Raw genomic sequence first — 24,751 nt, 5'->3', positions numbered from 1 at the left:
AACACACCGTTTGAAAAACTCAACAATCTAGGCAATGGTATTCAGCCTTTTTACTATCAATACTTGTATGCGCCAAATACCACCATCAAGGAAAGAGTTATTGGAGAATTCTTAATCGGTACAGACACTTCGGTTTTCTTTGTTTTTGTTACTCGCTGCGTGTCCGGTTTTTTTATCGTAAGCGAACAACCAGGCTGCCAGTAGAAGCGCCAGCAAGACCAATGCAAATCCACTCCAGCCTAGATTGTCTATAGAGGAACTGCTGATTACCAATCCCCCTATTCCCGAGCCAATGGCGAAGCCGAATTGGATAAACGAAGTATTGACGCTTAAAGCAATATCCGGCGACTGGGGCACCAAGGTAACCAAATATAACTGCTGTGCCGGGGAGGTCATCCATGTGGCGGCCATCCATATCATGATCAACGGGGTGACAACATAGATCAAACCGTCTGACCAGGTCAAGAGCAGCAGCGTTCCAGCTTGGAGCGACAGTCCGGCATAGATTGTGAACTTGGACCCTTTCGTATCCGCTGCGACCCCTCCGATTTTGGAGCCGGCAAAACTGCAAATCCCTGAAAGCAGCAGAATACCGGAAAGCGCCGCCGCAGACAGTTCGGCATTCGATTGCAAGAATGGTGATATATACGTAAACAGTGCAGAGTATCCTCCTATATAGAAAAGCGTAATGGCAACCGCCAGCACAATCTTTTTATTCTTCAAAATCGACAGCTGCATTCCGAGCGTAATAGCTCTCTGCTCAGTAATGGAAGGGACTCTGAAGTAGACCGCAAGCAGCGGAATCACCGTCAGCAGCCCAACGATGACGAATAAGGTTCTCCACCCTAGCGCTTCGCTTAATAATGTGCCGACAGGTACGCCTAGAACAAGCGAACTGCTTAACCCCATCAAAATAGTGCCGATTGCACGACCTCGATTCTGCTCCTCAACCAAACGCGTTGCGACGGCCATTGCAATGACCGTGGCAGCCCCTCCGCTGAGCCCCTGGATGATTCGAGTCATTAGCATCATCTCAAACGAGGGACTAAAATAGACCAGGATGCTGCTTAAAATAAAAATACCGAGCATGATAAGCAGTATTTTTCTTCGGTCCACCCGGATGGTTATGGCGATCACGACGGGGGAGCCAATCGCTGCGGCAAGGGCGAACGCCGTGACGAGCGTCCCCGCTGCGGATGTTGTAATCCCGAGATCTGCTGCTGCGATGTGAAGAATTCCGCTTATAATGTATTCAATCGTCCCAATTAGAAAAACTGCCAGTGCAAGCGAATAAACGACCCATTTATTGTTCATGATTGTTCCTCATTTTCTTCAATTGGAATTTGGATTTCGATGAGATTAACACCCGGCTTTCCAGAAAGTGGCACATAGGTTTCTCTACCGGGCTGGTCGCCCCGTATGAGACAGCCTTGCCGCTCAATCCATTCAGCAAGGTCTAAGCACGCCGTCTCTGAATATATCGAATCCGAACGGAATAACATCGTGGCCATCGTCACCGAGGGCAGGAAACGGAAATGAAGATGCTCGGGCAGCTTGAGAGCTTCCGATTTCAAGGCATAACCGGCCTCAAGCTCAAACACATGAGCCTTGCTGCCGGATACGTTCCATAACACCGTTCGCGGGCCGGATAAGGCAGATCGGACTCGACTATCAATCAGACCATCGAAGATATTGAAAAGATTTGGGATATCGTCAACCGTGCCCGTAGAAGTGTAAGTAACCATGTGCATTTCTTCAACGCGCTTCACAACGATTTCTGGTTCTTTATCCATCTTTCCCTCACGTTCCACAAGCTGCATTCGTTCTTTTATCCGGGAAAGCTTGGAGAGTTCGATATTTAGCTGGCGCTCGATCTCACTCTCTTTGAGCTTCAGCATACCGCGAATCTGTTCAGCTGATACATCCTCATGAAATAGCTGCGAGATTTGCTGCAACGTGAATCCCAATTCCTTAAAAATCACAATTCGATTGATCTTCAGCAGTTGTTCCGCAGAGTAGTACCGATAACCGCTCGATTCGTCGGTCTTGGCCGGCTTTAAGAGTCCGATTTGATCGTAGTAGCGCAGAGTTTGTAGCGGAATACGACTCAGCTTGGAAAATTCGCTGATTTTAAACAATGATTTCACCTTCTCTTCTGATTTTGTCGTTTTGATTGTACACTCTCCAGTTGGGTGTAAAGTCAAGAGCTTTATTTCTCGTAGGAACAGGCATCCTGTGCAAGCAGATAAGCCGGATTCGTTGATTGTTGAAAAGTTGGCTTACTGATCTTCTGGATCTTATAATCAAGGGATTGACAGAAAGTGGTTTGGTGCCATATTATACGGTTGGAAACTAAATGATAGAGAGCAGGTGAAATCTACCTTGTTGTTCATCTTCAGTGATAGTTCTACACAGGTCTTTCTAAAAGAAATACAACAGGACCTGAAGGAAAATGACCTTTCCGCTGCAGAAACGTGGCTCCATCTATTAAAAACCATTAGCGACATGTATGGGTCCATGGGGAAGTATCTTGCACGTTACAACTTTTCACAGGCAAAACTCAATCTTCTGATGCTGCTGTATAGCAACCAGCAGCTTCGAGAGGAAGAATTGACGCCCTCCGAATTGGCAGAGCGTACGAATGTAACAAGAGGGACCATTACGGGTCTTTTAGATGGCTTGGAGCGAGAAGGGTACGTACAGAGGCGTAATCATCCTCATGATCGCAGGAAAATTACGATCTTTCTTACGGAGAAAGGTAAGGATCTGTTGTTTTCCATTTTGCCAGAGCAGTTAGTACGCATATCTACCGTATTGGCAGACATTTCTGTGGAAGAAAGAAAAACGTTGATTGAACTGCTTGGAAAAATACAGACAGGATTGACTCGATTGGAGTAATCCTCTTTTTTTGCAAAAGTAGTTTGGTGGTCAATTTTATGCCACCAAATCATAATCTAGCAACAATACACGGGTTCCCATTTGGAGGGTTTTGGTTATGAAAAGAAATCTAGTTTTAGCAGGAATTCTAGGCATTAGCCTGGTTGGAGGTGGGGGGATGCTGGCAACCTACGGAAAAGATGCTGTCAGTGTAGCGGCAACGCAAAAGGAGAGTATTTTGACAGCAGAACAGGTGAACGTTTCTTTTCAACAAGTAGGAGGGCGTGTCACCCAAGTGGAGGTGCAGGAGGAGCAGCAAGTGAAAAAGGGAGATGTACTCATCCGCCTCGATCCAACCGATCTGGATCTGCAAATAGACAAGGCACAAAAGGATTTGGAACAGATGGACGTCAAGATCAAACAAATAGAGGATTCTGTCCGAAATGGCGGAGAGAAAGTATCTACACAGGAGCTTCAAGCGAAATTGGGGGTCGAATCTGCCGTAACCAGTCAGCAGCAGGTAAATAAAGGGGCACGGGATGAGGATCTGCGTCGCCAGGAAATCGTAGTGGCAGACGCGCGCAAATCTTTGGAAAATGCCCAGCTTACCTATGATCGGACGAAAAAGCTGTTTGACGAGGGAGCGGTGGCAAAAGCAAGTCTGGATAGTGCGGAGACAGCCTTGTCCACGTTTCAAAATGCTGTGGCTCAGCAGGAAGAGGTCCTAAAAAAGCTGAAGACAGGGGCTACCGCCGAAGAGAGACAGCAAGCCAGTATTGCAGCGGAAAAGGCAAAAACGGCGCTCTTGCAAGTGGATCAAGCGCGCGATGATTTGGTCAATAATGCGATGAATGCAGATATTTTGAAAAAGCAAAAAGAAGCTGCCCAGGTTCAATTGAAAACACTTCAGATACAACGCGAGCGATTGACGTTGACCTCACCGCAAGACGGCAAAGTAATCAAGGTTATGCCCAAAGTGGGGGAAAATGTGACCACAGGCGGTACAGTCGTACTGTTGGAGACCGATAATCTCTACTATGATATTTATGTTTCGGAGACACAAGTGCCTAAGTTCAAGGTCGGAGCCCAGGTAAAAGGCCATGTACTCGCCCTAGACCAGGAGCTTACAGGGGATGTGCGATTCATTACCGCTGCACCACAGTTTGCCAATCTACGCATGAGTAGGGAAAAGGGACAGGCGGACCTGAGTTCCTTTCAGGTTCGTGTCTATGTAAAACGAGTGGCCGATCTATTGCCAGGCATGACAGTGGAGGTGAAAGCGAATGAAATCGCTGCGAGATGAATTCTCCCATCTATTTAAAGGAAAATTCATTACCCTTGCCATCTTGGTTCCACTGATTGTCGCAGCGGTATTCGGTTTTATTTTCAGCAAGAACCAGATTACGGAGGGTAATCTAGCTGTCATCGATCAAGACAACAGCTTGTATAGCAGGCAACTGATTGACAGACTGGATGCTTCACAATACGTGAACGTGGCTGCGGTTTTCCTGCACGCAGTGAAACCGGATGAGCTGCTTTATAACGAAAAGTTTATGGGTGTAATATACATACCGCAGGGATTGGAACAAAATCGTTACAAGGGTATTCAAAGCACTATTGGCTTGTTCGTTGACAATGCGAATGCCACTGCTGTTGGCACGTTACGTAACGGAGTTGCTGAAGTCATAACGACAGAAAATATCGGTTCCTCAATGGGACGCCTGAAAGCGATGGGAATGAATGATGAGCAGGTAAATGCAACAGTTTCGAGCGTATCCTTGCAGCAGAGACTCTTGTTTAATCCCACAACTGATCCGATTAACTCAAGTGTAATTGGATATGTCATGCTGATCTGCCTGGCAATTTACACCTTTCAATGCCTACAAATTGTCCCACGGCTCCGTGTGGAAGGGAGATTACAGGAAGAACTAGCCAATCCCATTGGCTTGATGAGCCGCGTGGTTCCTTATGCGCTTGTCGGAACGATTGGCATCTTTTTCTCATTAGGTGTCCTTAAGGTAGTGGGTTCCTTTCGCTTTACAGGGAATCCGTTGGAGTTTTTGCTACCGCTGTTCTTATACTCTCTTGTAGCGGGATTATTGCCCATGCTGATTACCTGGAATGTACCCACTCCAGCTAAAGCGAGCTTCCGGGTGACCCTATTTCTCTTGCCCTCGATGCTGCTGGGAGGTGTGCAGGCACCTGTTGCCATGTTGCCTACTGTATTACAGATTGTAGGAAAAGCGATCCCTTTCACATGGCTGTTCTCTTTTATCCGTGGGATGGGCTTGCGTGGGGGAGACTTGTTTTATTTCCAAAAAGAAATCGGTGCGCTTCTTCTCTATGCAGGGATTTTAGTAGTGCTATTGATTTTCTGCATGCTACGCGAGCAGAGAAAACTACGTCAGGAGGGCGAAAAAAACGAGGAGACTCTGCCTGGAAATGTTCTCGTGTAAACACCAGCTTATCGTTTGTCCACACTGCTGTGCCTTAAAAGTTTTGTTGAATGAAGGAGAACCCGTGCTGCAGATATCCTTTTCCTCAAAGTGGAAAGTAAGCTTATGGAGGTTGTTGTATGGAAGCCCAGGTTATAGAAAATTACGAGAAATGGAAACAAATGTTCAGAGAAGAAGCGCAAAGAATAAAAGACATATTTGCTGATGAGCTAATTGCTATCCATCATATTGGTAGCACGTCTGTTCTTGGTCTAAATGCCAAACCAATCCTTGATATCATGCCAATAGTAAAAGATATTTTAAGAATTGATTCATTTAATGAACAAATGATAGGGATTGGTTATGAATGTATGGGTGAGCTCGGTCTGAAAGGTAGAAGGTATTTCAGAAAAGGCAAAGAAAAGCGAACCCTTCAAGTACATGTCTTTCAAGTGGATAACAAGGAACATATAAATCGTCATTTGGTTGTAAGAGACTACCTCCAAGCACATTTCAAAGAGACAGTGCTGGATCGAGATGTGATAGAAAACAGCAATAATACGGAAGCATACTCGAATGCGAAAAATGCGTTTATGAAAGAACTGGAAAGAATGGAAAGCCATTTCTATTTGAATAGCTAGCGATAGGTATTAGTTCCTTAGCTGAAAATAGCGCAGCGGCAGCTTGGACAGAGGCGTCCAGGACTGCCGCTTTACGCAAACATCTGTAGGAAAGACATTTATAAAACAGATTCATGTAAATGGCAAGCTAACAAAATTTGCAAAAAATCATCGGGGTTATGAAGTTCCAACTGCAGCAATTCCTCAATCTTTTTAAGCCGATGATACAGCGTGTTTTTATGAATATGCAGCTTCTCCGCCGTTTCGATGATGGATTTGTTTGATTTAATATACGTGAAGAGTGTTTTTTCCAAATCATTGTTCAGGGCTTTTTCGGAGCGCAGGGGTGACAAAATATCATCTGCAAAACTCTCAATCTCAGAAAACGGTTGTGTCAGAAATAAGCGGTTGATTCCAATTTTTTTATAATTCATGATGCCTGTTTTTTTGCGGCTGATCATGTAAGAAAGTGATTTGCTTGCTTCGTCGTAGCACTTGGCAATGGAATGGATTCCTTCGTAGGAGGTACTTAAACCGGCATGGAGCGGCGTCTCTTCCCGCTCACCCCATTCCAGCAACTGTGAATGAAGCACCCAAATGGCTTCATCGATTTCATTCGGAGCACTCGTTGAGAAAAGAATGGTTACTTTATTGTGAAAGCCAAAAATAAGGGTTCCTTTTTCGGGTATTCGCCGTTTCATTCTGGAAATTAATCGGTGAATGAAGGCTTCTAACGTTTGTAAATCTGTATAAGAAACGACTTCCAGTAACAGTACAGAAAAAAAGGAATCGGGATGAAGGCCTAGTGATTCTCCTGCTTCCTCCAGCAATCGCGGATCTTTATATTGCAGGAAGTCATTAAATAGCTCCTGTGTTTTTTTATAGTAGACTTCTTCCTGCGTTTTCCTCTTGGTCAGTTCCAGAGCCAGAACGTAACTGGCCTGTTCGATTGTCATTTGATCATGCGGTGAAATCGGAGCGACGAGAGGAATAATAAAACATCCTAACGTGACACGATCCGATATGATCGGGTATACATAGCAATCCGTTTGGTTTTGATCTACCGGATCCATGTAAAAGGGCTTCTTTTTTGTCAGGAGAATACGAGAAAACTCATCATTGCTTACACAGAGGGAATCGAATGTCTTCTTTGGAAATATCTCTGTATCCAGATTGTCGAAAAAGTAAATTTCACGGTTTATCATGCGATTTAGTTCCTGAATCATGAACTCGATACTCTTGTTTTGCAGCGAAAATTGTGTTAAGGCTTCATGTATTTCTGCTCTTCTTAAAAGAAGCCTGTTTTTTTCTTCCAACTGCCTTGTTAATTCAGTAATCTCCCCGAGTCGTTCATTCGCTTTTTGATAAAGCTTTGCATTGTGGATCGCGATAGCTGCTTGCGCGGCAAAGCCCTCTAGTAAGTGTAAATCATCCTCACTTAATTTGCCTTCCGCTTCATATTGTTGAACGTTCATTACGCCTATCGCTTTGTTCTCCAATAAAAGAGGAACCGAAATTAATGACTTTAATTTTGAATAATCAATCGCGCTATGAATATACTTTAAATTTTCCTCGGAGAGATCCGCCATCGCTTCAGAGATTTCAGAGCGTGAATAATAAATGACAGGAGTGCTATCTCGAAATACTTTTCCGGTAATGGATTCACCACTTTTGACTTTTGTCTCGTGAAGTTTGGAATTAAAACCGACCGCTGCTCGAGACGTTAGTTCTTCGTTTTTTTCATCGTATAGCTGCAAGTAGCCGGCATCGGCAGCAGGAATAACACTGAGAGCCTGGGTTATAATTTTATTCAATACGTCTTGCGGCTCAAGCGAAGAGGTAATGGAACGAATACTTTCGATCATGCTTGCGAGCTCAGCGTCTTTTGCTTTCATTTTGTTTTCCATGCCCAAGAAAGAAAATAGTACATACAAGTACTCCAGATCCTCATCGGAGGGAGCCGCTTGTGGACTGGAAAGCAGGAGAAGAACTTGACTGTTCCCCGAATAAAAAAAGGAAATAAGTGTCTTTTCTATGTCTGATTGAATACGGAATTTTTCATCGCTTTGGGTAGAGGGAATCGGTTCATCCGTGTCCATCTTGCCATTTTCATAAAGGAGCTGGATTTTTTGGTTTAAATGATCGGAAAAAAAGAGTTGAAAAGGGAGATCGTTAAACTTTTTACACAGAAAGAAGTAGAGCTGTTGATTTTGGTTCATGAGAACACCCCCTCATAAGACTAGTATACAATAAAAAAGGGTATATATTGTGCGATCGAACATTGAGGTGTTATTATCAGATAGTTTATTATATTCTGCATAGAAAAATATTTTTGTTCACGTTGAACCAGCGATTTTTCTCGGCAATTGAATCTCAAAAGGGAGATGGCTTGAAATGGAAAAGCTCTATGAATTATTGGATCAGGCATACAGTGAAATGGTTGACGTGCGTCGATATTTGCACCAGCATCCAGAACTCTCCTTTGAAGAAGTGGAAACACCCAAATACATCGAGAAATACCATGAGAAATTAGGCCATGAGGTCCGCACAGGAGTAGGCGGACGCGGTGTCGTAGCTACGTTGCGCGGCGGAAAACCAGGCCAGACAGTCGCTCTTCGCGCCGACTTTGATGCGCTGCCCATCCAGGAGGAGACAGATGTCCCTTATAAGTCTGTCGTAGACGGAGTGATGCACGCCTGCGGTCATGATAGTCACACTGCTACTCTTTTAGTTTTGGCAAAAGTGTTGAACAGGATGAAAGATGATATCGAAGGCAATGTTGTATTCATTCACCAGCACGCGGAGGAAGTGCTACCGGGTGGGGCAATTGCCATGATTGAAGACGGATGTTTAGATGGAGTCGACGTGATCTTTGGTCAGCATATCTGGTCCACGGGCCCAGTTGGAACGATAGAGTATCGACCAGGCCCTGTCTTGGCAGCCGCTGATTTTTTCCACGTGAAAATTCAAGGCCGTGGTGGACACGGTGCACAGCCTCATAAGACAAAGGACAGTGTCGTGATCGGAGCTCAACTGGTCAGCAATCTGCAGCAAATCGTTTCGCGCAGAGTCGATCCGCTAGATTCAGCCGTTCTCTCCATCGGATCGTTCGAAGCGAAAAATGCGCCAAACGTCATAGCTGATACAGCCAAGCTTTCGGGCACAGTGAGAACCTTCAAAGAGAGCACTCGCGAAGAGGTTGAGAAAGAAATCGAACGAGTTATTAAAGGTACGTGTATTGCGGGTGATGTAGACTACAGCTTTGAATATGTAAAAGGCTACCCGGCAACGATCAATCCGAAAGAAGAAATGGAATTTGTGGCCAACCTCGCTAAATCAGTACCTGGCGTAACCGCTGTACATGAATGCGAGCCGCAAATGGGCGGGGAAGACTTCGCTTACTATTTGCAGCACGTGAAAGGGGCTTTTTTCTTTACCGGCGCTCAGAACCCTGAAGTGAATGCGGTCTATCCTCATCATCACCCGAAATTTAATATTGATGAACAAGGGATGTTAATTGCGGCAAAAACATTAGGGCTAGCGACGTTAACTTATTTGGCCGAAAACAAATAGTCAGGGTTTCTCATGTAAAAAGGTGCTTGAGCCCGAGCTAGATGCTTCATTGACTGGGAGCAAGCACCTAAAGTAAACGTTGAATTCACATTACTTTTTACTATTCCTGCAATGAAAAACAGCATGATGAAAGAAAGGGATACGTATGTCTCAAATGCTAGCTTTAGTTATTCTTGTTTTGATTTTATTTGTCGGGGATCTGGTTGCTGTTCGGACAAAAGCCTGGGTGCCGTCTATTTTCGTCTGTGCAGTCCTGTTCCTCTTCGGGTATTGGACGTTCTTTCCCAAAGATATTGTAGCGGTGGCAGGAGTACCGCCGGTTGTTGCGACGATGATGATGTACTTGTTAATTACCAATATGGGGACGCTGTTATCCATTCAGGAATTAAAAAGGCAATGGAAGACCATTGTTATTGCCCTTTCAGGCATTTTAGGAATTATCGCTATTTTATTTGGCATTGGAACCATTCTTTTCGACTTTGAAACCGTCGTCGTTGCCATTCCGCCTTTAGTAGGGGGAGTCGTTTCTGCGCTCATCATGTCAGAAGGAGCCAAAGAAGCAGGGCTTGTCTCACTATCCGTGTTTGCCATCGTCATCTATGTGATGCAAGGATTTGCAGGATATCCGATAACGTCCATCATGCTGAAAAAAGAAGGAAGGAGACTTCTTCAGCAATATCGCAGCAGACAATTGATTACAGCGGACTCGGAAATAGCTGCTACATCAGAGAATGCGGGGTCTGAGCCTACGTTATTTAAAAACATGCCAAAGAAGTACAACACCGATTTCTTTAAATTTTTCAGACTGGCATTAGTAGCGTATCTTGCCTACCTTGTTTCTACTCTACTGGCGCCTGTCATGACAGTCAGTCCGTTTGTTCTCTGCTTATTGTTCGGGGTTATCGCCAAAAGCATCGGTTTTCTGGAAAAGCAGGTTCTGCAAAGAGCGAACGGTTTCGGATTTGCCCTCATGGCTCTGATGCTGTTCATTTTTGACGGGTTGAAACAGGCGACACCGGCTATGATGATTGAAATCATGTACCCGCTAGTCGGTTGTATTGTTTTAGGTGTCATCGGTATGTATCTGTTCTCCTTTGTAGCAGGGAAATTATTAAAAACGAGCAAAGAAATGGCGTTTGCCGTTTCCTTAACAGCTTTATATGGATTTCCGGCTGACTATATCATCACCGATGAAGTCATCAAGTCATTGACAGAGGATGAAAAAGAAAGAGAAATGTTGACGAGCCACATGCTACCGCCTATGCTCGTTGGCGGTTTCATTACCGTTACCATTGTTTCAGTCATTTTGGCGGGAATATTCGTAGGGTTTTTGTAAGAATGTTAATGACTCGCGCTTGCGTTTGTGTTAAAATTTTTCTGTAAGTCATTTTACTTTTAAATAGAGGAGGGGTACCTGATGAAAAAGAGATCCATTCAATTTTTGTCTTTTGGAATTGGGTATTCTACTGCTGTTTTTTTCTAGAATGATTGATGACGGGATAAGTCTGTCTAAAATTAATGAAATGAAAAAACAGTGAAAATATATAACACGTCCACCGGTTTTATATTTTCTATTTAAAAGGAGACGTAACAAATATGAACGTAAACCATGTAGTGAAAAGATATAATCCAGATAACATAGCAAAGCCTGTAGGAAACTATAGTCATGTAACAAAGATCAGTCGAAATGCGGAATGGTATGTGTTTTCAGGTCAAATCGGTATCGATCAAAACAATCATATTCCCGCCGATTTTAATCAACAAGTAACGAATACAATGAATAATATTGTTGATATTCTATCTTCTCAAAATTTGACTCCGGATCATGTAGTTAAAATTAACATTTGGTCTACAGAGGAAATCGATTGGGATCATTTCTATGAGGTTTGGAATAAAGTATTCGATTCCACACCCCCTTCCATGACGATAGCCTATATTCAAGCATTAGGCTTACCGGAAATAAAAATTGAATTGGATGTTTGGGCTGCAGGTTGATGTATATAGTCCTAAAAAAGTGCCTATTCGGGCACTTTTTTTAATTGAAAGGAAACAAGTTTGCCGATGGATAGATTGGTTCGTTAAAATACAAATATATATTTTCCATCTGATGATAAAAATCTGAGGTGATCTTTTTTCGAATGTTACCTATATATGGGATTGTCTGTAAACCAAAGGGAAGTCTGTAGAGAGTAGGTGATAATGAAGTGGAACAGATCCAAGATGTCCAAACACTGATCAAAGCATCGCAACAGACACGATTGAAATACTTGTTCTTTTGGGGAAATACACAAAAAAAGCCAAATGTTATTGATAAGTCGTGCTTCAGCCAATGGTATCCAGCCCCTTTTGTAGATGAAAACACGACGTACCATACCGCAGAACATTACATGATGGCCAAAAAGGCAGAGTTGTTCGATGATCCTGTCATTCGTGATGAAATACTTCGTATGAGGCATCCAAAACAAGCAAAGGCACTGGGACGCAAGGTTCGTTCGTTTGATGAGAGCGAGTGGAACGAGCACAAGACGATGATCGTACGCCGAGCAAACCTGCTAAAATTCAGTCAGCATCCAGATTTGCAGAGGTTCCTCCTGAGCTCGAAAGACCGAATATTAGTCGAAGCGAGTCCATATGACCGGGTATGGGGAATAGGGCTTGCCCAAGATCACCCACATGCAGAACAGCCTGAACGCTGGCGTGGAGAGAACCTGCTTGGCTTTGCATTGATGGCAGTAAGAGAGGAGCTGCGCTTACAATCAGCGTTATAGTGAGAGGTGGACAATGAGGAAGTGCCTATCGAGCTCAACATTGAAAAGCCATCCATTCGTCCGGAAAGAACACTGGTATCGGAAAACTGCTGCACGGACGTATTAGGAAGGGGAACAGTTTGAGGCTGGTGGGATCTAATATCCGGGTTGTTTTTGAGGGGAAACGTTGTAAAGGTCATTGGTTAACTGGATTTTTAAAAAATCCCAACGAGAAAAGCAAGTGGATCATCCTCAGTGGAGAAATCACTTGCTTTTGCTTTCTGTTAGAACCCCCGCACCCGGTCGCCACTTCACACGTCAGAAATAATCGGAGAAATAGGGTGTCTGGCGTTCTATCAGCCTCTCCAGCAGCTCAATCGTCGTTCGTCGCGATTGGAAGCGACCTGCCCTCGCCAAATATGCCGGACGCTTATAACCCATCAGCATCGTTGTGAGCGTCTGAATATCGAAGATCGCTTCGGCATTGCCGCCACCCTCCGTCAATTGCCCGCGGCCCTGCTCATCAACCTTTAACGTGAATTTGCCCTGATTCCACTCCAGCATCGGATCGTGAAGTGTGAAGGTCAGTTGGCATTCCGTAGTCTGAGGCAGGAACGGATACTGCTTCACGAAACGATGAATGTCGACGATCCGTGCCATATAGTAGGGCGAGATCGTCTCCTTGATATCGCTGTCTTCCAGCAGGAAGGCGAGAGGCTCAGTCGTGTAGATATGGCCTTTTACCCGTGTTATCATCGAGAAATGGGCGCTGATGAAATTCCACAACCCCGCTCGCGCCTCTCCGTCGGTAAACACCATTTCTTTCATATGGAAGACTTCTTCGGCAACCCAATAGAGCAAGTAGCCTTGTGGCTGCTGATCCTCGTCATAATAGACCGCTACGGTCAGATCATCCAGATCCCAGCGCAAATACTCTTCCCAGGCCAACTCGCTCCGCAGCATCGCACCATGATGACTCAGAGCGAAGCGTCGGTACACATCTCGTATATCCGGGTGATCGATCGACAGCCGCTCTACATTGCCGGGTACTGTCTTCAGCTTCGGTAACTGCGTGTCCTTCACCTCGAAAGAGATCTTGTCGGAAATAATTTCCCAGCCTTTGCGGCGGTAGAACGGGATCGAATACGGATACAGATAAGATATCGACTGCTCCCGTTCGCGCATATTTGCGAGCGCTCGACGCATCAATTGGCTCATCAAGCCGAGATTGGCATATTCCGGGTAGGTTCCGACACCGGTCAAGCCGCCCATGTCATAGATCTCCCCAAAAATATTAACCTGGAACGGATATACCGCCAACTGGGAAATCAACTTATCATCATCGAACCAGCCCATTACATCGGCTTGCTTCAGTACGGGAAGCTTCGCCTGCGCAATCTCGCGGTTCTCCCATCCGAACGTATGCAGATCATGATTCGTCACCTGGAAAACATAGCGAAGCAAATCGTTGAATTGCTCTCCATGCTTTGGCTCGACCTTTTTCATCTTTAATCTGTCTTGAAGCTTCTGCCGGCTCATTGCGTTCTCCTCCACATTTTGTCTTTATCGCTATTATGTATCGAAGCCATTTTATGAATACAAAAGTGGAACAGGCGGAAGGTAGGAAACCACATCTTTCGTTCAAGATATTTTTTGTGAAAATTATAAATCTTGCGTCTTGAAAAATATGAAGTAAAAAAATATAATAGCGAAAATAGAGTAAAAACTTCCTGAAACGGTTATTTTCGAAGTTCAAACTTCAAAAACCGGTCATAAACTGTTGAAGAGGTAATTTTACAAAGGAATGAGGAATAGGGGCATGAGTGGACAAACCGCAGAACGGGTCAGTCATTTACAAAGTCATGCACAAATCATCGATGGCCACTTCGATCTTTTGCTGGACGTGGAGATTCAAAGATCCCGTGGGCGAAAACGGGTAATTGAGACGGATTATCTCCCTGCTTTTTACCAAGGCGGCATCAAAACGATTGTCGCGGCTATCTTTGTGGACAACGAGTTTTTACCGGAAATGGGGCTGCGAAAAGCTCTTAACCAGATCAGCGCCCTGTATGAAGAAGTAGAAGAATCTGCCGACAAAATGATGTTGTGTAAAACACTAGACGACCTTAACACCGCAAGAGAACAAGGAAAGGTCGCTTTTGTTTTGTCGTTGGAAGGTGCGGAACCGCTTTCAAATGATCTCAGTCTGCTTCGAATCTTTTATGAGCTGGGAGTACGGCTATTGGGCCTGGTGTGGAGCAGACGCAATTACGTTGGGGATGGCAGCTTTTTTTCTCCCGTACGCGAGGGTAAAAAGGGGGGGATTACCGATTTTGGCGTACGTCTGATTGAAGCAGCTGAAGCCATGGGGATGATCATTGACGTGAGCCACCTCAACGATGAAGGCTTCTGGGATGTGATGGAGATTGCGAAAAAACCTGTGATTGCTTCTCATTCTAACTGCCGCAGTCTCGCGGATTCGATGCGCAATCTCACCGACGAGCAGATTAAAGCGCTCGCTGTACGAAACGGTGTCATCGGAATGAACGCCAATAATTTCTTTACCGCCGACAGAGATGAAGAGGCAAATGTCGGGACGTTACTTAATCATGTTGATTATATTGCGAAACTGGTTGGGGTAGAGCACATCGGTCTTGGACTCGATTTATGCGACGACTTCATGAAATACGTTTCTCCGGAAAGTTTACAGCACATGCCTCGCAAGCCGTTTGATGTGGTAGCCGGGCATCGCTCCGTTCCTCAACTGACGGCAGGATTAGTGGAACGTGGGTATACAGACGAGCAAATCGAAGCGATTTTGGGAAAAAATTTCGAACGTGTCTATCGGGAGGTCTGGAAGTAATATCATCACTTTCCTATAAAAAATGACAATGGAGGAATCAATTCATGGCTAATGAAAAATGGATCTCTACCTTTGAGGAATATGTCAACAAAATGATGGATGAAGGCAAAGTCCCCGGTGCTGCTATTGGCCTAGCGAAAGACGGCCAGCTTGTCTACGGAAAAGGAGTAGGCTACCGCAACGTGGCAGAGCGGCTGGAAGTAACGCTGGATACTGTTTTTGGAATCGGCTCAATCACGAAGTCATTCACATGTATGGCCATTATGCAACTCCAGGAAGCCGGAAAACTATCCGTCCATGATCCGGTACTCACGTATCTTCCTGAATTTCGATTAAAGGTGGGAGAGGTGGTCGAACAAATGACCATTCACCATTTAATGACCCACACTACTGGGATGCCGCCACTGTCGACCTTGTATGCAGCGTTGAAGCGGAGCATCGAGCTTGATCCTGAACTGGAGCACGATCCGCAGCAGAAAAATGAATTGGCCCAAATACCCCCGGTCGATACGTATGCGGAAATGTTTGACTATATAGCTGAATTAGATTTCGACTTGTTCGGTTCCCCTGGTACTCAGTTCAGCTATTCCAATGATTGTTATGCATTTCTTGGCGTTATTATCGAACGCGTCAGCGGCAAGTCTTATGAAACATATCTCAAGGAACATATCTTGGAGCCGGCAGGGATGAATCACAGTGTGTTTTTCCTCGACGAGCTGAAGGGTTCAGCGGATATTACCTCCATTTACGCGGCCAAAGAGAAGGACGGCGAAAAAGAGGTCTTCCTTTCTGACAACTGGTGGGATGCGCCTGCGATGCGTGCAGCCGGTTTTCTCAAGTCGACTGTACAGGATATGTTGAAATACGCGGATATTTACCGTACTGGAGGTCTCGCCGGCAGCGTACGAATTCTGACTGAAGAAAGTGTCAAGCAGATGGTGACGCCGTATATCCAGAGTGAACCTGGCCGCTACTACGGCTACGGCCTAATGATTACCCCCGATTATCACGGAACGGTTTTGATCGAACATGGTGGCAGCATCAAAGGAACGCAAGCGCAAATGTACGTGATTCCCGAACAAGGGGTAACTGGCATCGTACTTACCAACCTAGCTGATTCACCTGCTACCGCACTGATGAAAGGGGCTAGCAATGCATTTGCAAATCGACCGGTTGACGCATCTCATTTGCACGTAATCGACTACGAGGTTCCTGCTGATCGGGTGGAAGAATACACCGGAGAATACCTTTCGAATGAGGGTATGAAGCTTACTATTATCTCGGAAGACGGAAAGTTCACGCTTGTCAATGAGGATCAGCAGTCGCTCCCGATGCAGCCAATCGGTGAAGACCTCTTTTTAGTCAAACGCAGAGGTTCTGAGGCTTGTGTCCGTTACATCCGCGACAGCAACAGAGAAATCATCCGCATTAGCTTCGGCTTCCGCCAAATTCCTAAAGCTGTAAAACCGCAAACTGTTTAAGTCTTCAAATGATTCCTCAACCAAACCTAGGGTAAAAGGGAGCGATGAGAAATGAGAACAGTAACCGCTCAGGATATTTATAATTTTCAGTGGCCTAGCAAACCTACGATCTCACCGAATGGTCAGCTTGTCGTATACGAGCGAACAATTGTCCGCCAAAAGACAGATGATTATGAAACGCAACTGTGGTTGGCAGATGTTCACGGCCATTCCAGGCGTGTGTTAACCACTGTGGGTACACGCAACATGAGTCCGGTGTGGTCGCCTGACGGGAGGACGATCGCATTTCTCTCCAATCGCGCTTTTGGGACCCAGCTCTGGCTACTCTCACTGGACGGTGGGGAAGCACGCCAAGTAACCCGATTTCGTCATGGGGTCAGCTCCATCGTTTGGGCACCTGACGGAAGATTTGTTTATGGCCTTGTCCCGGTTGCTGAGAGGGAAACCATTGAGGTTTTTGAGCCCGGTCTGACAGCGAAAGAAGCGGAAGAGCATGCAGAAAAGGAAAGCAAGCAATGGCGCAAGCGCCCAAAACGATACAATCGCCAGTACTACAAACTGGATGGCGCTGGTTTGCAAAGGGCACTGGTACGGCAAATCGTTGCCATTGATATCGAAACAGGCGATATTTCGCAGATTACACATGGTTTTTATGACATCTTTGAACCGACGGTATCTTCGGATGGACAGCATATCGCCTTTATCGCCAATCAGAACGAGAGCGAACAGCAGCACTTTGGCGGACAAATTTACCGTGTGCCGACTAGTGGCGGTGATGTGGAATTGCTCTACAACGGTTTGAAAGCGTCGTACTTGTCGTACTCACCGGACGCAAAACAGCTGGCCTTTGTTGCCAGCAATATTGACCACAAAGAGATGTTCGTCATTCCTGCCGATGGTGGAGAGGCACGCTGCTTGAGTAAAAATTTCCCCGATACATTGACGGATCTCGCTTTTACGGATATGCGCTCTTTGAAATATACACCGCACCCACAGTGGTCTAAGGACAGCCAATACGTCTATGCGTTAAGTACGCGTGAAGGAAAAAACGAAATTGTCCGATTTTCCCTAGCGGATAGCGATTCACAGGCAGTAACCGTGATTGGCGGCGAACGTACGATTTTTCATTTTTCCTATGATGGAATTGAGACGGTTGCTGTGGCCTACTCTACCGTGCATCACCCCGGAAAAGTAGCAGCGGTCAAGGTCTCGCAGGAGGCAATGGTTGAGCGAAAGCTTCGGACACCTTTGGAACCGTTATCAACCTCAAGTGAAGCGCTTTTTCCCGAGAGTGAGGTTCGCCTTGATGATTGCAATGATGAGCTGCTGTCTGAGTTGATTACCGTCGAACCGGAAGCATTTTCATATGATTCAGAAGACGGCTGGCAAATACAAGGATTCGTGCTGAAGCCGGCAAACTACGAGGCAGGGAAAAAATATCCGGTACTGTTGGACATTCATGGCGGGCCACACTCCATGTTCGGATTTACGTACTTCCATCAGATGCAGTTGTTTGCTGCAAACGGATATGCTGTTGTCTATTCGAACCCGCGGGGCAGCTCAGGGTATGGAGCGGAGTTTACTCATGCTGTGCACGGAGATTACGGCGGCAAGGACATGACGGACATCCTGAATGGACTGGCCGAAGCATCCCGAAGGTACGATTTTATTGACGATAAACGGGTTGCGGTAAACGGGATTAGCTATGGCGGCTTTATGGTAAACTGGCTTGTCACGCATACGGATCGGTTTTTTGCAGCGGTTTCGGAAGGGTGTATTTCCAACTGGATATCCATGTATGGAACCAGCGACGTCGGCCCCGACTTTTTGGAGATGGAATTCCTAGGCAAGACTGATGTGGAAACGCTTTGGAAGTTTTCACCGCTCGCCTACGTGAAAAATGTAAAAACGCCACTGCTGTTGCTTCATGCAGAAGATGATCTGCGCTGCCCGGTCGAGCAGGCTGAGCAGTTTTACACTCATATCAAGCGGCAGGGAGGAGAGGTAGAGCTACTCCGTATACCTCACTCCAGTCACGGCCTTTTACAGATTGGAATTCCTTCACTGCGTCAGGCGCGCTTGGAAGCGATGGTTGATTTCGTCAACACTCATTTGCCTGAGCATACAGACTAACCTTGGAACACAAAAAATGTGATGAGCGGAGGAGATCGTGTATGAGTTTGCAGCAAAAATTGGAGGACGTTGTTCGTGACGTATCCGGAACGTTTGGAGTCTCAGTGAAGCATCTGCAAACGGGAGAAGCGGCAAGCATGAACGAGGATCAATTGTTCCAATTAGCCAGTACATTCAAAATTCCCATTCTCGCGGCCTTGTACCGGGATGTGGAAGCAGGCAGACTGTCACTTGAGCAGCGGGTCAAAATCAATGAGGAAGATCAAGTACCCGGTTCAGGTGTGCTGCAGGAGCTTCACATGGGTATGGAGGTAACCGTCAAGGATTTGGCCATGCTGATGATCATTGTCAGTGACAATCTGGCGACGGATCAGCTCCTCAAGCTGGTAGGGACAGAACGGGTAGCAGCCTACATGCGGGAACTAGGCCTTGAGCAGACCCATATTCACCATAGCTGCTGGGATTTGCTCAGCCTAAGCGTAGGTATGGTGCCACAAGCTTACTCGCGGGAAACGCTAGAACAAATACTCGCTTGGGAATTCGATCCGGACAGCATCGTCTTTCAGGCGGATCCGCGTAACAATGCTGCCACGCCTGCGGATATGGCTAGGCTGGTGGAAATGATTGCGACCAAACAAGTCATCTCGGAGTCTGCTTGTGGTGGAATGCTGGATATTTTATTCCGTCAGCAGTTTAACAGCCGTCTGCCTTATATGCTCCCCGACAAAGCGAAGGTTGCGCATAAGACCGGAACGCTTGGCGGTGTCGTCAATGATGTGGGAATTGTTTATATGCCGGACAACAAAGGGGCATTCTCCATTGCCGTCCTGTCAAAAGATAACCCCACGATGGAAGAGGGCGAGCGAACGATTGGTCGACTGTCCAGAGCTGCATACGATCACTTCATGAACAGCTAGACGGGCCATTTTATAAAAAGTGGATCAGGGCACTTCACGGATTGCAGTTATTCATTCAATTGAAATGAAGAAGGGGTTGTATCGATGCATATCGAACGAGTAGAGTTGCAGCGATTACAGATGCCTTTTAAGGCATCTTTTGAAGCAAGTTTTGGTCGACTGGCCAAAAGAGACTTGGTGCTGGTCAGCGTCTATAGCAGTGACGGAACTGTGGGATACGGAGAGAGTACATCTATGGCATTGCCCTTGTACAACGAGGAGACAACGGAGACTGTATGGTATATGCTTGAGCATTTTCTCATCCCCAAGCTGCTTACGGCAAAGATTACATCGCCAGCGGAAGTGGCTGAGCTGTTCGCTCCAATACGCCGCAACAACATGGCAAAGGCCGCGTTGGAAGGTGCTGTGTGGGATTTGTACTGCAAGCAACAAGGCATCTCGCTAGCAGCAGGTTTGGGTGGGCAGAAGCAAACGATTGAGGTCGGTGTAAGTATCGGGATTGAACCAACCGTCGATTTGCTTCTCCATAAAGTGGAAGGCTTTATCAATCAAGGCTACAAAAAAATCAAAGTAAAAGTAAAGCCTGGCTTTGATATCGAACCGATGAGGGCGATTCGCAAGCAGTTTGGGTCAGACGTACCGTTGATGGCAGATGCCAACTCCGCGTATACCATGGATCAGATCGACATTTTGAAAGAGCTGGATCAGTTCGATTTAATCATGATCGAGCAGCCGTTGGCACATGACGACATCATCGACCACGCCAAACTGCAAAAAGAACTGAAAACGCCGATTTGTCTTGACGAGAGCATTCATTCGCTGGAAGATGCACGCAAAGCGATTGAAATGGGCAGTTGCGGCATTATCAACATTAAAGTTGGCCGCGTAGGAGGTTTGACCGAATCGAAAAAAATCCACGACTTGTGTCAAGTGCACAACATCCCCGTCTGGTGCGGTGGAATGTTCGAGACCGGCGTGGGGCGAGCCCACAATATTGCGATAACATCACTACCTAACTTCACAATACCGGGCGATACCTCTGCATCCGACCGCTACTGGACAGAAGACATCGTCGATCCTGAAGTGGTTCTACTCGAGCCAGGAATTCTGGCTGTGCCGACTGAGCCGGGAATCGGTTATAATCTGAAGCCGGAAAGTGTCAACAAGTTTCTCGTTCGCCAAGAAAACTACAGCAGACAGACAGTCGCTAGCGTGGAATAAGGAGTGGGATTATGAAGCCAACGATTCATTACGCGGTCGTGACTGAAGCGGTTAGCATGAGGGAAGTAGAGGAACTGCAAACAATCGTCTGGGGCAACAGTACGATATCACCAACCCCCCAGCTCGTGGCATCCGTCCACAATGGCGGTGTTGTGATTGGCGCGTATGATCAGGACAAACTGGTCGGTTTTTGCTACGGGTTTGCCGGATACAAGCACGGCAGTGTCTCACTCTGCTCTCACATGATGGGCATTCTTCCGCAGTATCGCGACTTGAATATCGGGTATCAGCTAAAACAACAGCAGCGGCTCTGGGCGATTGATTACGGATATCAAAAAATCACCTGGACATTCGATCCATTGGAGACCCGAAATGCGTTCCTCAATCTTTGCAAATTAGGTGGAATCGTCCGAACATACATCCCTTCTTACTATGGAGAGATGGCCGACGAGGTAAATAAAGGGCTGCCGACTGATCGTTTACTCCTGGAATGGGATGCAATGTCAGACCGTACGTTACAAGCTGCTGCGGGAACACTGCTAACAAGTGAGGTGTGGAGTGGTTATCGGTCGCTCGTGGAGTGGGTGCCTTTAGGCAGCTATGCTCGCCCCGTGCAGCGACATGCGATAGAAGAGGAAGCCGGATACCTCATCCCAGTACCGCGGTATATTCATGAAATGAAGAAAGACGAACTGGAGCTGGCCAAAGAGTGGCGATATACGCTGCGGGAGCAATTGCAAGAGGCGCTGGCAAAAGGGTATGTGATCACAGGTTTGCTGCGCAGTGAGGATCCAGTTCATTATTACGTAGTTGAAAAATGACCAGACATAATGTGACGGAGAGGATGGACTTACGTGATACAGCAAATCAAGCACTGGGCAGAGAGCAACCGAGAGGCTATTGAAGCAACGTATCGTCAGTTGCACGAGCTGGCCGAAGTTAGTTGGAAAGAGACGGAAACCACCGCATATCTCTGCAAACAGTTGGAGGATATCGGTGTAGGGTATCAGACTTTTGCTGATCAGACAGGGGTAGTAGCTGTATGGGAAGGGAAATCAGCGGGCCCTACGATAGGTGTACGGGCCGACATTGACGCGCTTTGGCAAAACGTCGACGGGGTCTGGAAAGCGAACCATTCGTGCGGTCACGATGCGCATATGACAATGGTTCTGGATGCGGTTCGGTGCTTGAAGGAAAGCGGATTTCAACCGAAAGGGCGGCTGAAAATCATTTTTCAGCCTGCAGAGGAGACGGGCAAAGGAGCACTCTCACTGATTGACAAGGGCGTCATCGATGATATTGACTACCTACTCGGCATCCATGTACGACCCATCCAAGAGCTTTCTTTTGGCACGGCATCCGCGGGAATTCATCACGGGGCGGTCGCCATGATAAGAGGGCGGATAACAGGAATGCAAGCTCATGCAGCTAGACCCAATTTAGGGATTAACGTCGTCGATTCACTTTCTGCTGTCATTGCTGCAGTCAATGCAGTCAAGCCTGATCCGACCGTTCCGACATCTGCCAAAGTGACAAAAGTGCGGGCAGGTGGCGACAATCTCAATATTATTCCCGATGAGGCAGAATTCGGCATCGATCTGCGCGCACAAACCAATGAAGCAATGGACGATCTCGTCGACAAAGTGACGAGGGCAGCTTTAGCAGCGGGAAGCGCGAACGGAGCGAACGTGGAGATTGAAGTCACAGCGCGGTTGAATGCCGCTGTTCCGAATCCGGCGATGGAGCAAATGGTCGGAGTCGCGATAAAGGATGTCCTTGGCGATGACGCCCTGATCGCGCCGCCGGTCACTCCGGGCGGGGAGGATTTTCACTTCTATGCCACTCGCAAGACCCATATTGCGGCCACGATGGTAGGCTTGGGGACAGACTTGGCACCCGGTCTGCACCACCCGCAAATGAAATTTAACCTGGCCTCCTTGGCCAGCGGCGTGGCAATCCTCGCAGCTGCTGTCGTCAAACTACAAGATCAATAGACAGGCAAAAAAAGTCAGTGATCGGATCTTTAGTCCGTTCTCTGACTTTTTTATTGCTGCACAGCCTCTCGTCCTTCGTTGAATGATCCCAAACCTCTAGCAGCGCAAATGCTGCCCAATGCTATTTGTAATAGTTGGAGACGTATAAAATCTTTGCAAATGCCTCTGAAGAAGGCGAATCGGTCGTTTCCGAGGTTTTGAGCCATGCAGCCATCGATTCCAGCAGTGCGTAGCGGCTTCTGTTTTCCTGTGCAGCAGGCTGTCCCCGCAGTTCTATGATTGAAGATTCGATAAAGGAGATGAGATCCTCTTTGGCCAGAGTCTGCGCTTTTTTTGTACTTATGTCCATACAGAAACCTCCAGAACAGTCAACTAGGTTGCATCGTTTACAAGATTCATTTACCGAACCAAGGCAATATCGTAAGCAGCAAGCAAAAATGTCGAGTGAATGTTACACAAAAAATCTAATTATACCCAAATATAACTAGATATAATTAAATTATATTAATTATAGCTGAATAATCAATCGTCGATTTGAAATGTTCGTTGCCAAAAAGATGACAACATGTTTATTCGGTCCCCAAAATATGAGATAGCAAGAATCCGAAAGTACTGTTTTCAGGTTCGTGGTACAACTGGAATAAAGTTGAATTTGGGGGGATCGGATTGTTGCAACAATCAATTTCTGTTTGGCAAGGGATTGCTTTATATGTAGGAGCTGTTATAGGGTCTGGAATTCTGATACTCCCTGGAATGACTGCAGGGGTAGCGGGGGCCAATGCTCTATTCTCGTGGGGTGGGATGATTTTACTGAGCGTTCCATTAGCCTATACCTTTGCTTTATTAGCAAAGGAATACCCAAGTGCGGGAGGCGTCTCCACCTTTGTTGAAAAAGCGTTTGGGAGATATTCAGGTGCAATCATTGGTTGGTACTATTTTATTGCTGCAGCAGTTGGACAATTCATCGTCCCTTTAACGGGAGGGAGGTATGTGGTGTACGCTCTTCAAATGTCCCCTGATCTTGCCTTCATCATTGCGGGGATTATCCTATTGAGTGCGATCTTCTCTTTCACGCGAAAACGTATCATTGATTGGAACAGCAGGGATGCTTATTTTTTGGTCTTTTTTTGGTTGGGAAGCTATTGCAAGTTTAGCCCCGGAGTTTAAAAATCCAAAGAAGGATATCGTTCGAGCTACATGGGGGGCTCTTGTCATAGTAGGGATAGTCTATCTTGGATCAGCTATTGCTGTGATAGGCACACACTCCTATTCTACTGGAATTGGTAGGGTCGATGAAGCGATGAATAGTTCGTCTTTGGTCCAGGTCATGACGAAAGCAACAGGTGTTCACGGCGGATATGCCACAGCTTTTGTTGCTCTTGTTATTTGTTTGGGAACAACGAATGCGTTTGTGGCGGGTATCAGCCGTCTTGGGTATTCGCTCGCACATGAGAAATTAGCTCCTTCATGGCTTGATTATAGGAATGAAAAACATTCGACTCCTTCCCATGCGATTATGTTTGTAGGCGCTTTTGCTGCCATTGGTCTTCTTCTCACGTATGTGTTTGAAATCGGGATGAACACATTAGTCTATATCCCGAACTCTCTCGGTATAGCCACTTATATTATTGGAGCGTTAGCAGGTGTCAAATTACTGAAATCAACGCTTGGGAAAGTCATGGCCGGAATGACAAGTTTAACTTGTTTGGCAGCCTATCCTTTTGTCGGCACGTTTATTCAAATCCCTATCATTGTAGGAGTATGTTGTGTAGGGTATGTCTATTGGAGGGGGAAAAATGGATCTCAAGCGGTCCAAACAAAGATTGACGATGAAAATCCGAGGTAATAATATGAGAAATTAGAAGAAACGTTCATTTTCATCGAGAAAAC

At 46.2% G+C, this 24,751-nt stretch carries 22 protein-coding genes; 17 read left to right on the top strand and 5 right to left on the bottom strand.

All coding sequences use genetic code 11. From position 1 onward, the window contains the following. Nucleotides 1-111: 111 nt before the first annotated feature. Both ACIFQN_RS17700 and ACIFQN_RS17695 read right to left on the bottom strand, forming a co-directional pair. The gene (locus ACIFQN_RS17700; RefSeq protein WP_429834348.1) at nucleotides 112-1,314 is read right to left on the bottom strand and encodes an MFS transporter; all 1,203 of its coding nucleotides are present in this window, start codon (nucleotides 1,312-1,314) and stop codon (nucleotides 112-114) included. Continuing rightward, nucleotides 1,311-2,138, bottom strand: coding sequence for a MerR family transcriptional regulator (locus ACIFQN_RS17695; protein WP_429834347.1), 828 nt, complete (start codon nucleotides 2,136-2,138; stop codon nucleotides 1,311-1,313). The genes ACIFQN_RS17700 and ACIFQN_RS17695 overlap by 4 nt, the downstream gene beginning before the upstream one ends. Before the next feature lie 244 nt (nucleotides 2,139-2,382). On the opposite strand from ACIFQN_RS17695, the gene ACIFQN_RS17690 reads away from it, so the two are divergent. From ACIFQN_RS17690 to ACIFQN_RS17675, 4 genes are all read left to right on the top strand, one after another. Beyond that, nucleotides 2,383-2,898 carry a MarR family winged helix-turn-helix transcriptional regulator gene (locus tag ACIFQN_RS17690; protein WP_429834346.1) on the top strand — a complete coding sequence of 172 codons (516 nt, stop codon included), beginning with the start codon at nucleotides 2,383-2,385 and terminating at the stop codon, nucleotides 2,896-2,898. Nucleotides 2,899-2,995: 97 nt separating this feature from the next. Then, on the top strand, nucleotides 2,996-4,180 hold the full coding sequence (locus ACIFQN_RS17685) for an HlyD family secretion protein (RefSeq protein WP_429834345.1): 1,185 nt from the start codon (nucleotides 2,996-2,998) through the stop codon (nucleotides 4,178-4,180). Next, nucleotides 4,161-5,333, top strand: a complete 1,173-nt coding sequence (locus ACIFQN_RS17680; RefSeq protein WP_429834344.1) for an ABC transporter permease — start codon at nucleotides 4,161-4,163, stop codon at nucleotides 5,331-5,333. The genes ACIFQN_RS17685 and ACIFQN_RS17680 overlap by 20 nt, the downstream gene beginning before the upstream one ends. A gap of 119 nt (nucleotides 5,334-5,452) precedes the next feature. Continuing rightward, complete coding sequence (locus ACIFQN_RS17675) at nucleotides 5,453-5,953, top strand: GrpB family protein (RefSeq protein ID WP_429834343.1); 501 nt, start codon at nucleotides 5,453-5,455, stop codon at nucleotides 5,951-5,953. 98 nt (nucleotides 5,954-6,051) lie between these two features. On the opposite strand, the gene ACIFQN_RS17670 is transcribed toward ACIFQN_RS17675, so the two are convergent. Beyond that, entirely contained in the window at nucleotides 6,052-8,151 is a 2,100-nt protein-coding gene (locus ACIFQN_RS17670; RefSeq protein ID WP_429834342.1) for a helix-turn-helix domain-containing protein, read from the bottom strand. Between the two features lie 175 nt (nucleotides 8,152-8,326). Here ACIFQN_RS17670 and ACIFQN_RS17665 point away from each other — a divergent pair, with 175 nt between their 5' ends. The 4 genes from ACIFQN_RS17665 (at nucleotide 8,327) to ACIFQN_RS17650 (ending at nucleotide 12,273) form a co-directional block, all read left to right on the top strand. Next, nucleotides 8,327-9,505: a M20 family metallopeptidase gene (locus tag ACIFQN_RS17665; RefSeq protein WP_429834341.1), complete on the top strand. Its 1,179-nt coding sequence runs from the start codon at nucleotides 8,327-8,329 to the stop codon at nucleotides 9,503-9,505. A gap of 145 nt (nucleotides 9,506-9,650) precedes the next feature. Further along, nucleotides 9,651-10,841, top strand: coding sequence for a hypothetical protein (locus ACIFQN_RS17660; protein ID WP_429834340.1), 1,191 nt, complete (start codon nucleotides 9,651-9,653; stop codon nucleotides 10,839-10,841). A gap of 260 nt (nucleotides 10,842-11,101) precedes the next feature. Beyond that, nucleotides 11,102-11,500, top strand: a complete 399-nt coding sequence (locus ACIFQN_RS17655; protein ID WP_429834339.1) for a RidA family protein — start codon at nucleotides 11,102-11,104, stop codon at nucleotides 11,498-11,500. 209 nt (nucleotides 11,501-11,709) lie between these two features. Then, the gene (locus ACIFQN_RS17650; protein ID WP_429834338.1) at nucleotides 11,710-12,273 is read left to right on the top strand and encodes an NADAR family protein; all 564 of its coding nucleotides are present in this window, start codon (nucleotides 11,710-11,712) and stop codon (nucleotides 12,271-12,273) included. A gap of 297 nt (nucleotides 12,274-12,570) precedes the next feature. On the opposite strand, the gene ACIFQN_RS17645 is transcribed toward ACIFQN_RS17650, so the two are convergent. After that, nucleotides 12,571-13,791, bottom strand: coding sequence for a GNAT family N-acetyltransferase (locus tag ACIFQN_RS17645; RefSeq protein ID WP_429834337.1), 1,221 nt, complete (start codon nucleotides 13,789-13,791; stop codon nucleotides 12,571-12,573). A 280-nt stretch (nucleotides 13,792-14,071) separates the two neighbouring features. On the opposite strand from ACIFQN_RS17645, the gene ACIFQN_RS17640 reads away from it, so the two are divergent. The 7 genes from ACIFQN_RS17640 (at nucleotide 14,072) to ACIFQN_RS17610 (ending at nucleotide 22,861) form a co-directional block, all read left to right on the top strand. Beyond that, entirely contained in the window at nucleotides 14,072-15,115 is a 1,044-nt protein-coding gene (locus ACIFQN_RS17640; protein WP_429834336.1) for a dipeptidase, read from the top strand. Nucleotides 15,116-15,159: 44 nt separating this feature from the next. Next, nucleotides 15,160-16,596 carry a serine hydrolase domain-containing protein gene (locus tag ACIFQN_RS17635; RefSeq protein WP_429834335.1) on the top strand — a complete coding sequence of 479 codons (1,437 nt, stop codon included), beginning with the start codon at nucleotides 15,160-15,162 and terminating at the stop codon, nucleotides 16,594-16,596. Between the two features lie 51 nt (nucleotides 16,597-16,647). Next, the gene (locus ACIFQN_RS17630) at nucleotides 16,648-18,729 is read left to right on the top strand and encodes a S9 family peptidase (RefSeq protein ID WP_429834334.1); all 2,082 of its coding nucleotides are present in this window, start codon (nucleotides 16,648-16,650) and stop codon (nucleotides 18,727-18,729) included. 41 nt (nucleotides 18,730-18,770) lie between these two features. Continuing rightward, nucleotides 18,771-19,646, top strand: coding sequence for a serine hydrolase (locus ACIFQN_RS17625; RefSeq protein WP_429834333.1), 876 nt, complete (start codon nucleotides 18,771-18,773; stop codon nucleotides 19,644-19,646). An 84-nt stretch (nucleotides 19,647-19,730) separates the two neighbouring features. Beyond that, nucleotides 19,731-20,867: an o-succinylbenzoate synthase gene (menC, locus tag ACIFQN_RS17620; protein WP_429834332.1), complete on the top strand. Its 1,137-nt coding sequence runs from the start codon at nucleotides 19,731-19,733 to the stop codon at nucleotides 20,865-20,867. Between the two features lie 11 nt (nucleotides 20,868-20,878). Continuing rightward, the gene (locus ACIFQN_RS17615) at nucleotides 20,879-21,688 is read left to right on the top strand and encodes a GNAT family N-acetyltransferase (RefSeq protein ID WP_429834331.1); all 810 of its coding nucleotides are present in this window, start codon (nucleotides 20,879-20,881) and stop codon (nucleotides 21,686-21,688) included. 33 nt (nucleotides 21,689-21,721) lie between these two features. Then, nucleotides 21,722-22,861 carry a M20 peptidase aminoacylase family protein gene (locus ACIFQN_RS17610; RefSeq protein WP_429834330.1) on the top strand — a complete coding sequence of 380 codons (1,140 nt, stop codon included), beginning with the start codon at nucleotides 21,722-21,724 and terminating at the stop codon, nucleotides 22,859-22,861. Between the two features lie 121 nt (nucleotides 22,862-22,982). On the opposite strand, the gene ACIFQN_RS17605 is transcribed toward ACIFQN_RS17610, so the two are convergent. Further along, nucleotides 22,983-23,210, bottom strand: a complete 228-nt coding sequence (locus tag ACIFQN_RS17605; RefSeq protein ID WP_429834329.1) for a DUF7660 family protein — start codon at nucleotides 23,208-23,210, stop codon at nucleotides 22,983-22,985. Nucleotides 23,211-23,530: 320 nt separating this feature from the next. On the opposite strand from ACIFQN_RS17605, the gene ACIFQN_RS17600 reads away from it, so the two are divergent. Both ACIFQN_RS17600 and ACIFQN_RS17595 read left to right on the top strand, forming a co-directional pair. Continuing rightward, complete coding sequence (locus ACIFQN_RS17600) at nucleotides 23,531-24,028, top strand: amino acid permease (protein ID WP_429834328.1); 498 nt, start codon at nucleotides 23,531-23,533, stop codon at nucleotides 24,026-24,028. Next, nucleotides 23,967-24,707, top strand: a complete 741-nt coding sequence (locus ACIFQN_RS17595) for an APC family permease (protein ID WP_429834327.1) — start codon at nucleotides 23,967-23,969, stop codon at nucleotides 24,705-24,707. Before ACIFQN_RS17600 ends, ACIFQN_RS17595 begins: the two co-directional genes overlap by 62 nt. Nucleotides 24,708-24,751: the final 44 nt, after the last annotated feature.

The sequence above is a fragment of the Brevibacillus sp. NRS-1366 genome, assembly GCF_050467985.1.
This window is presented reverse-complemented; position numbering and strand designations above follow the sequence as displayed.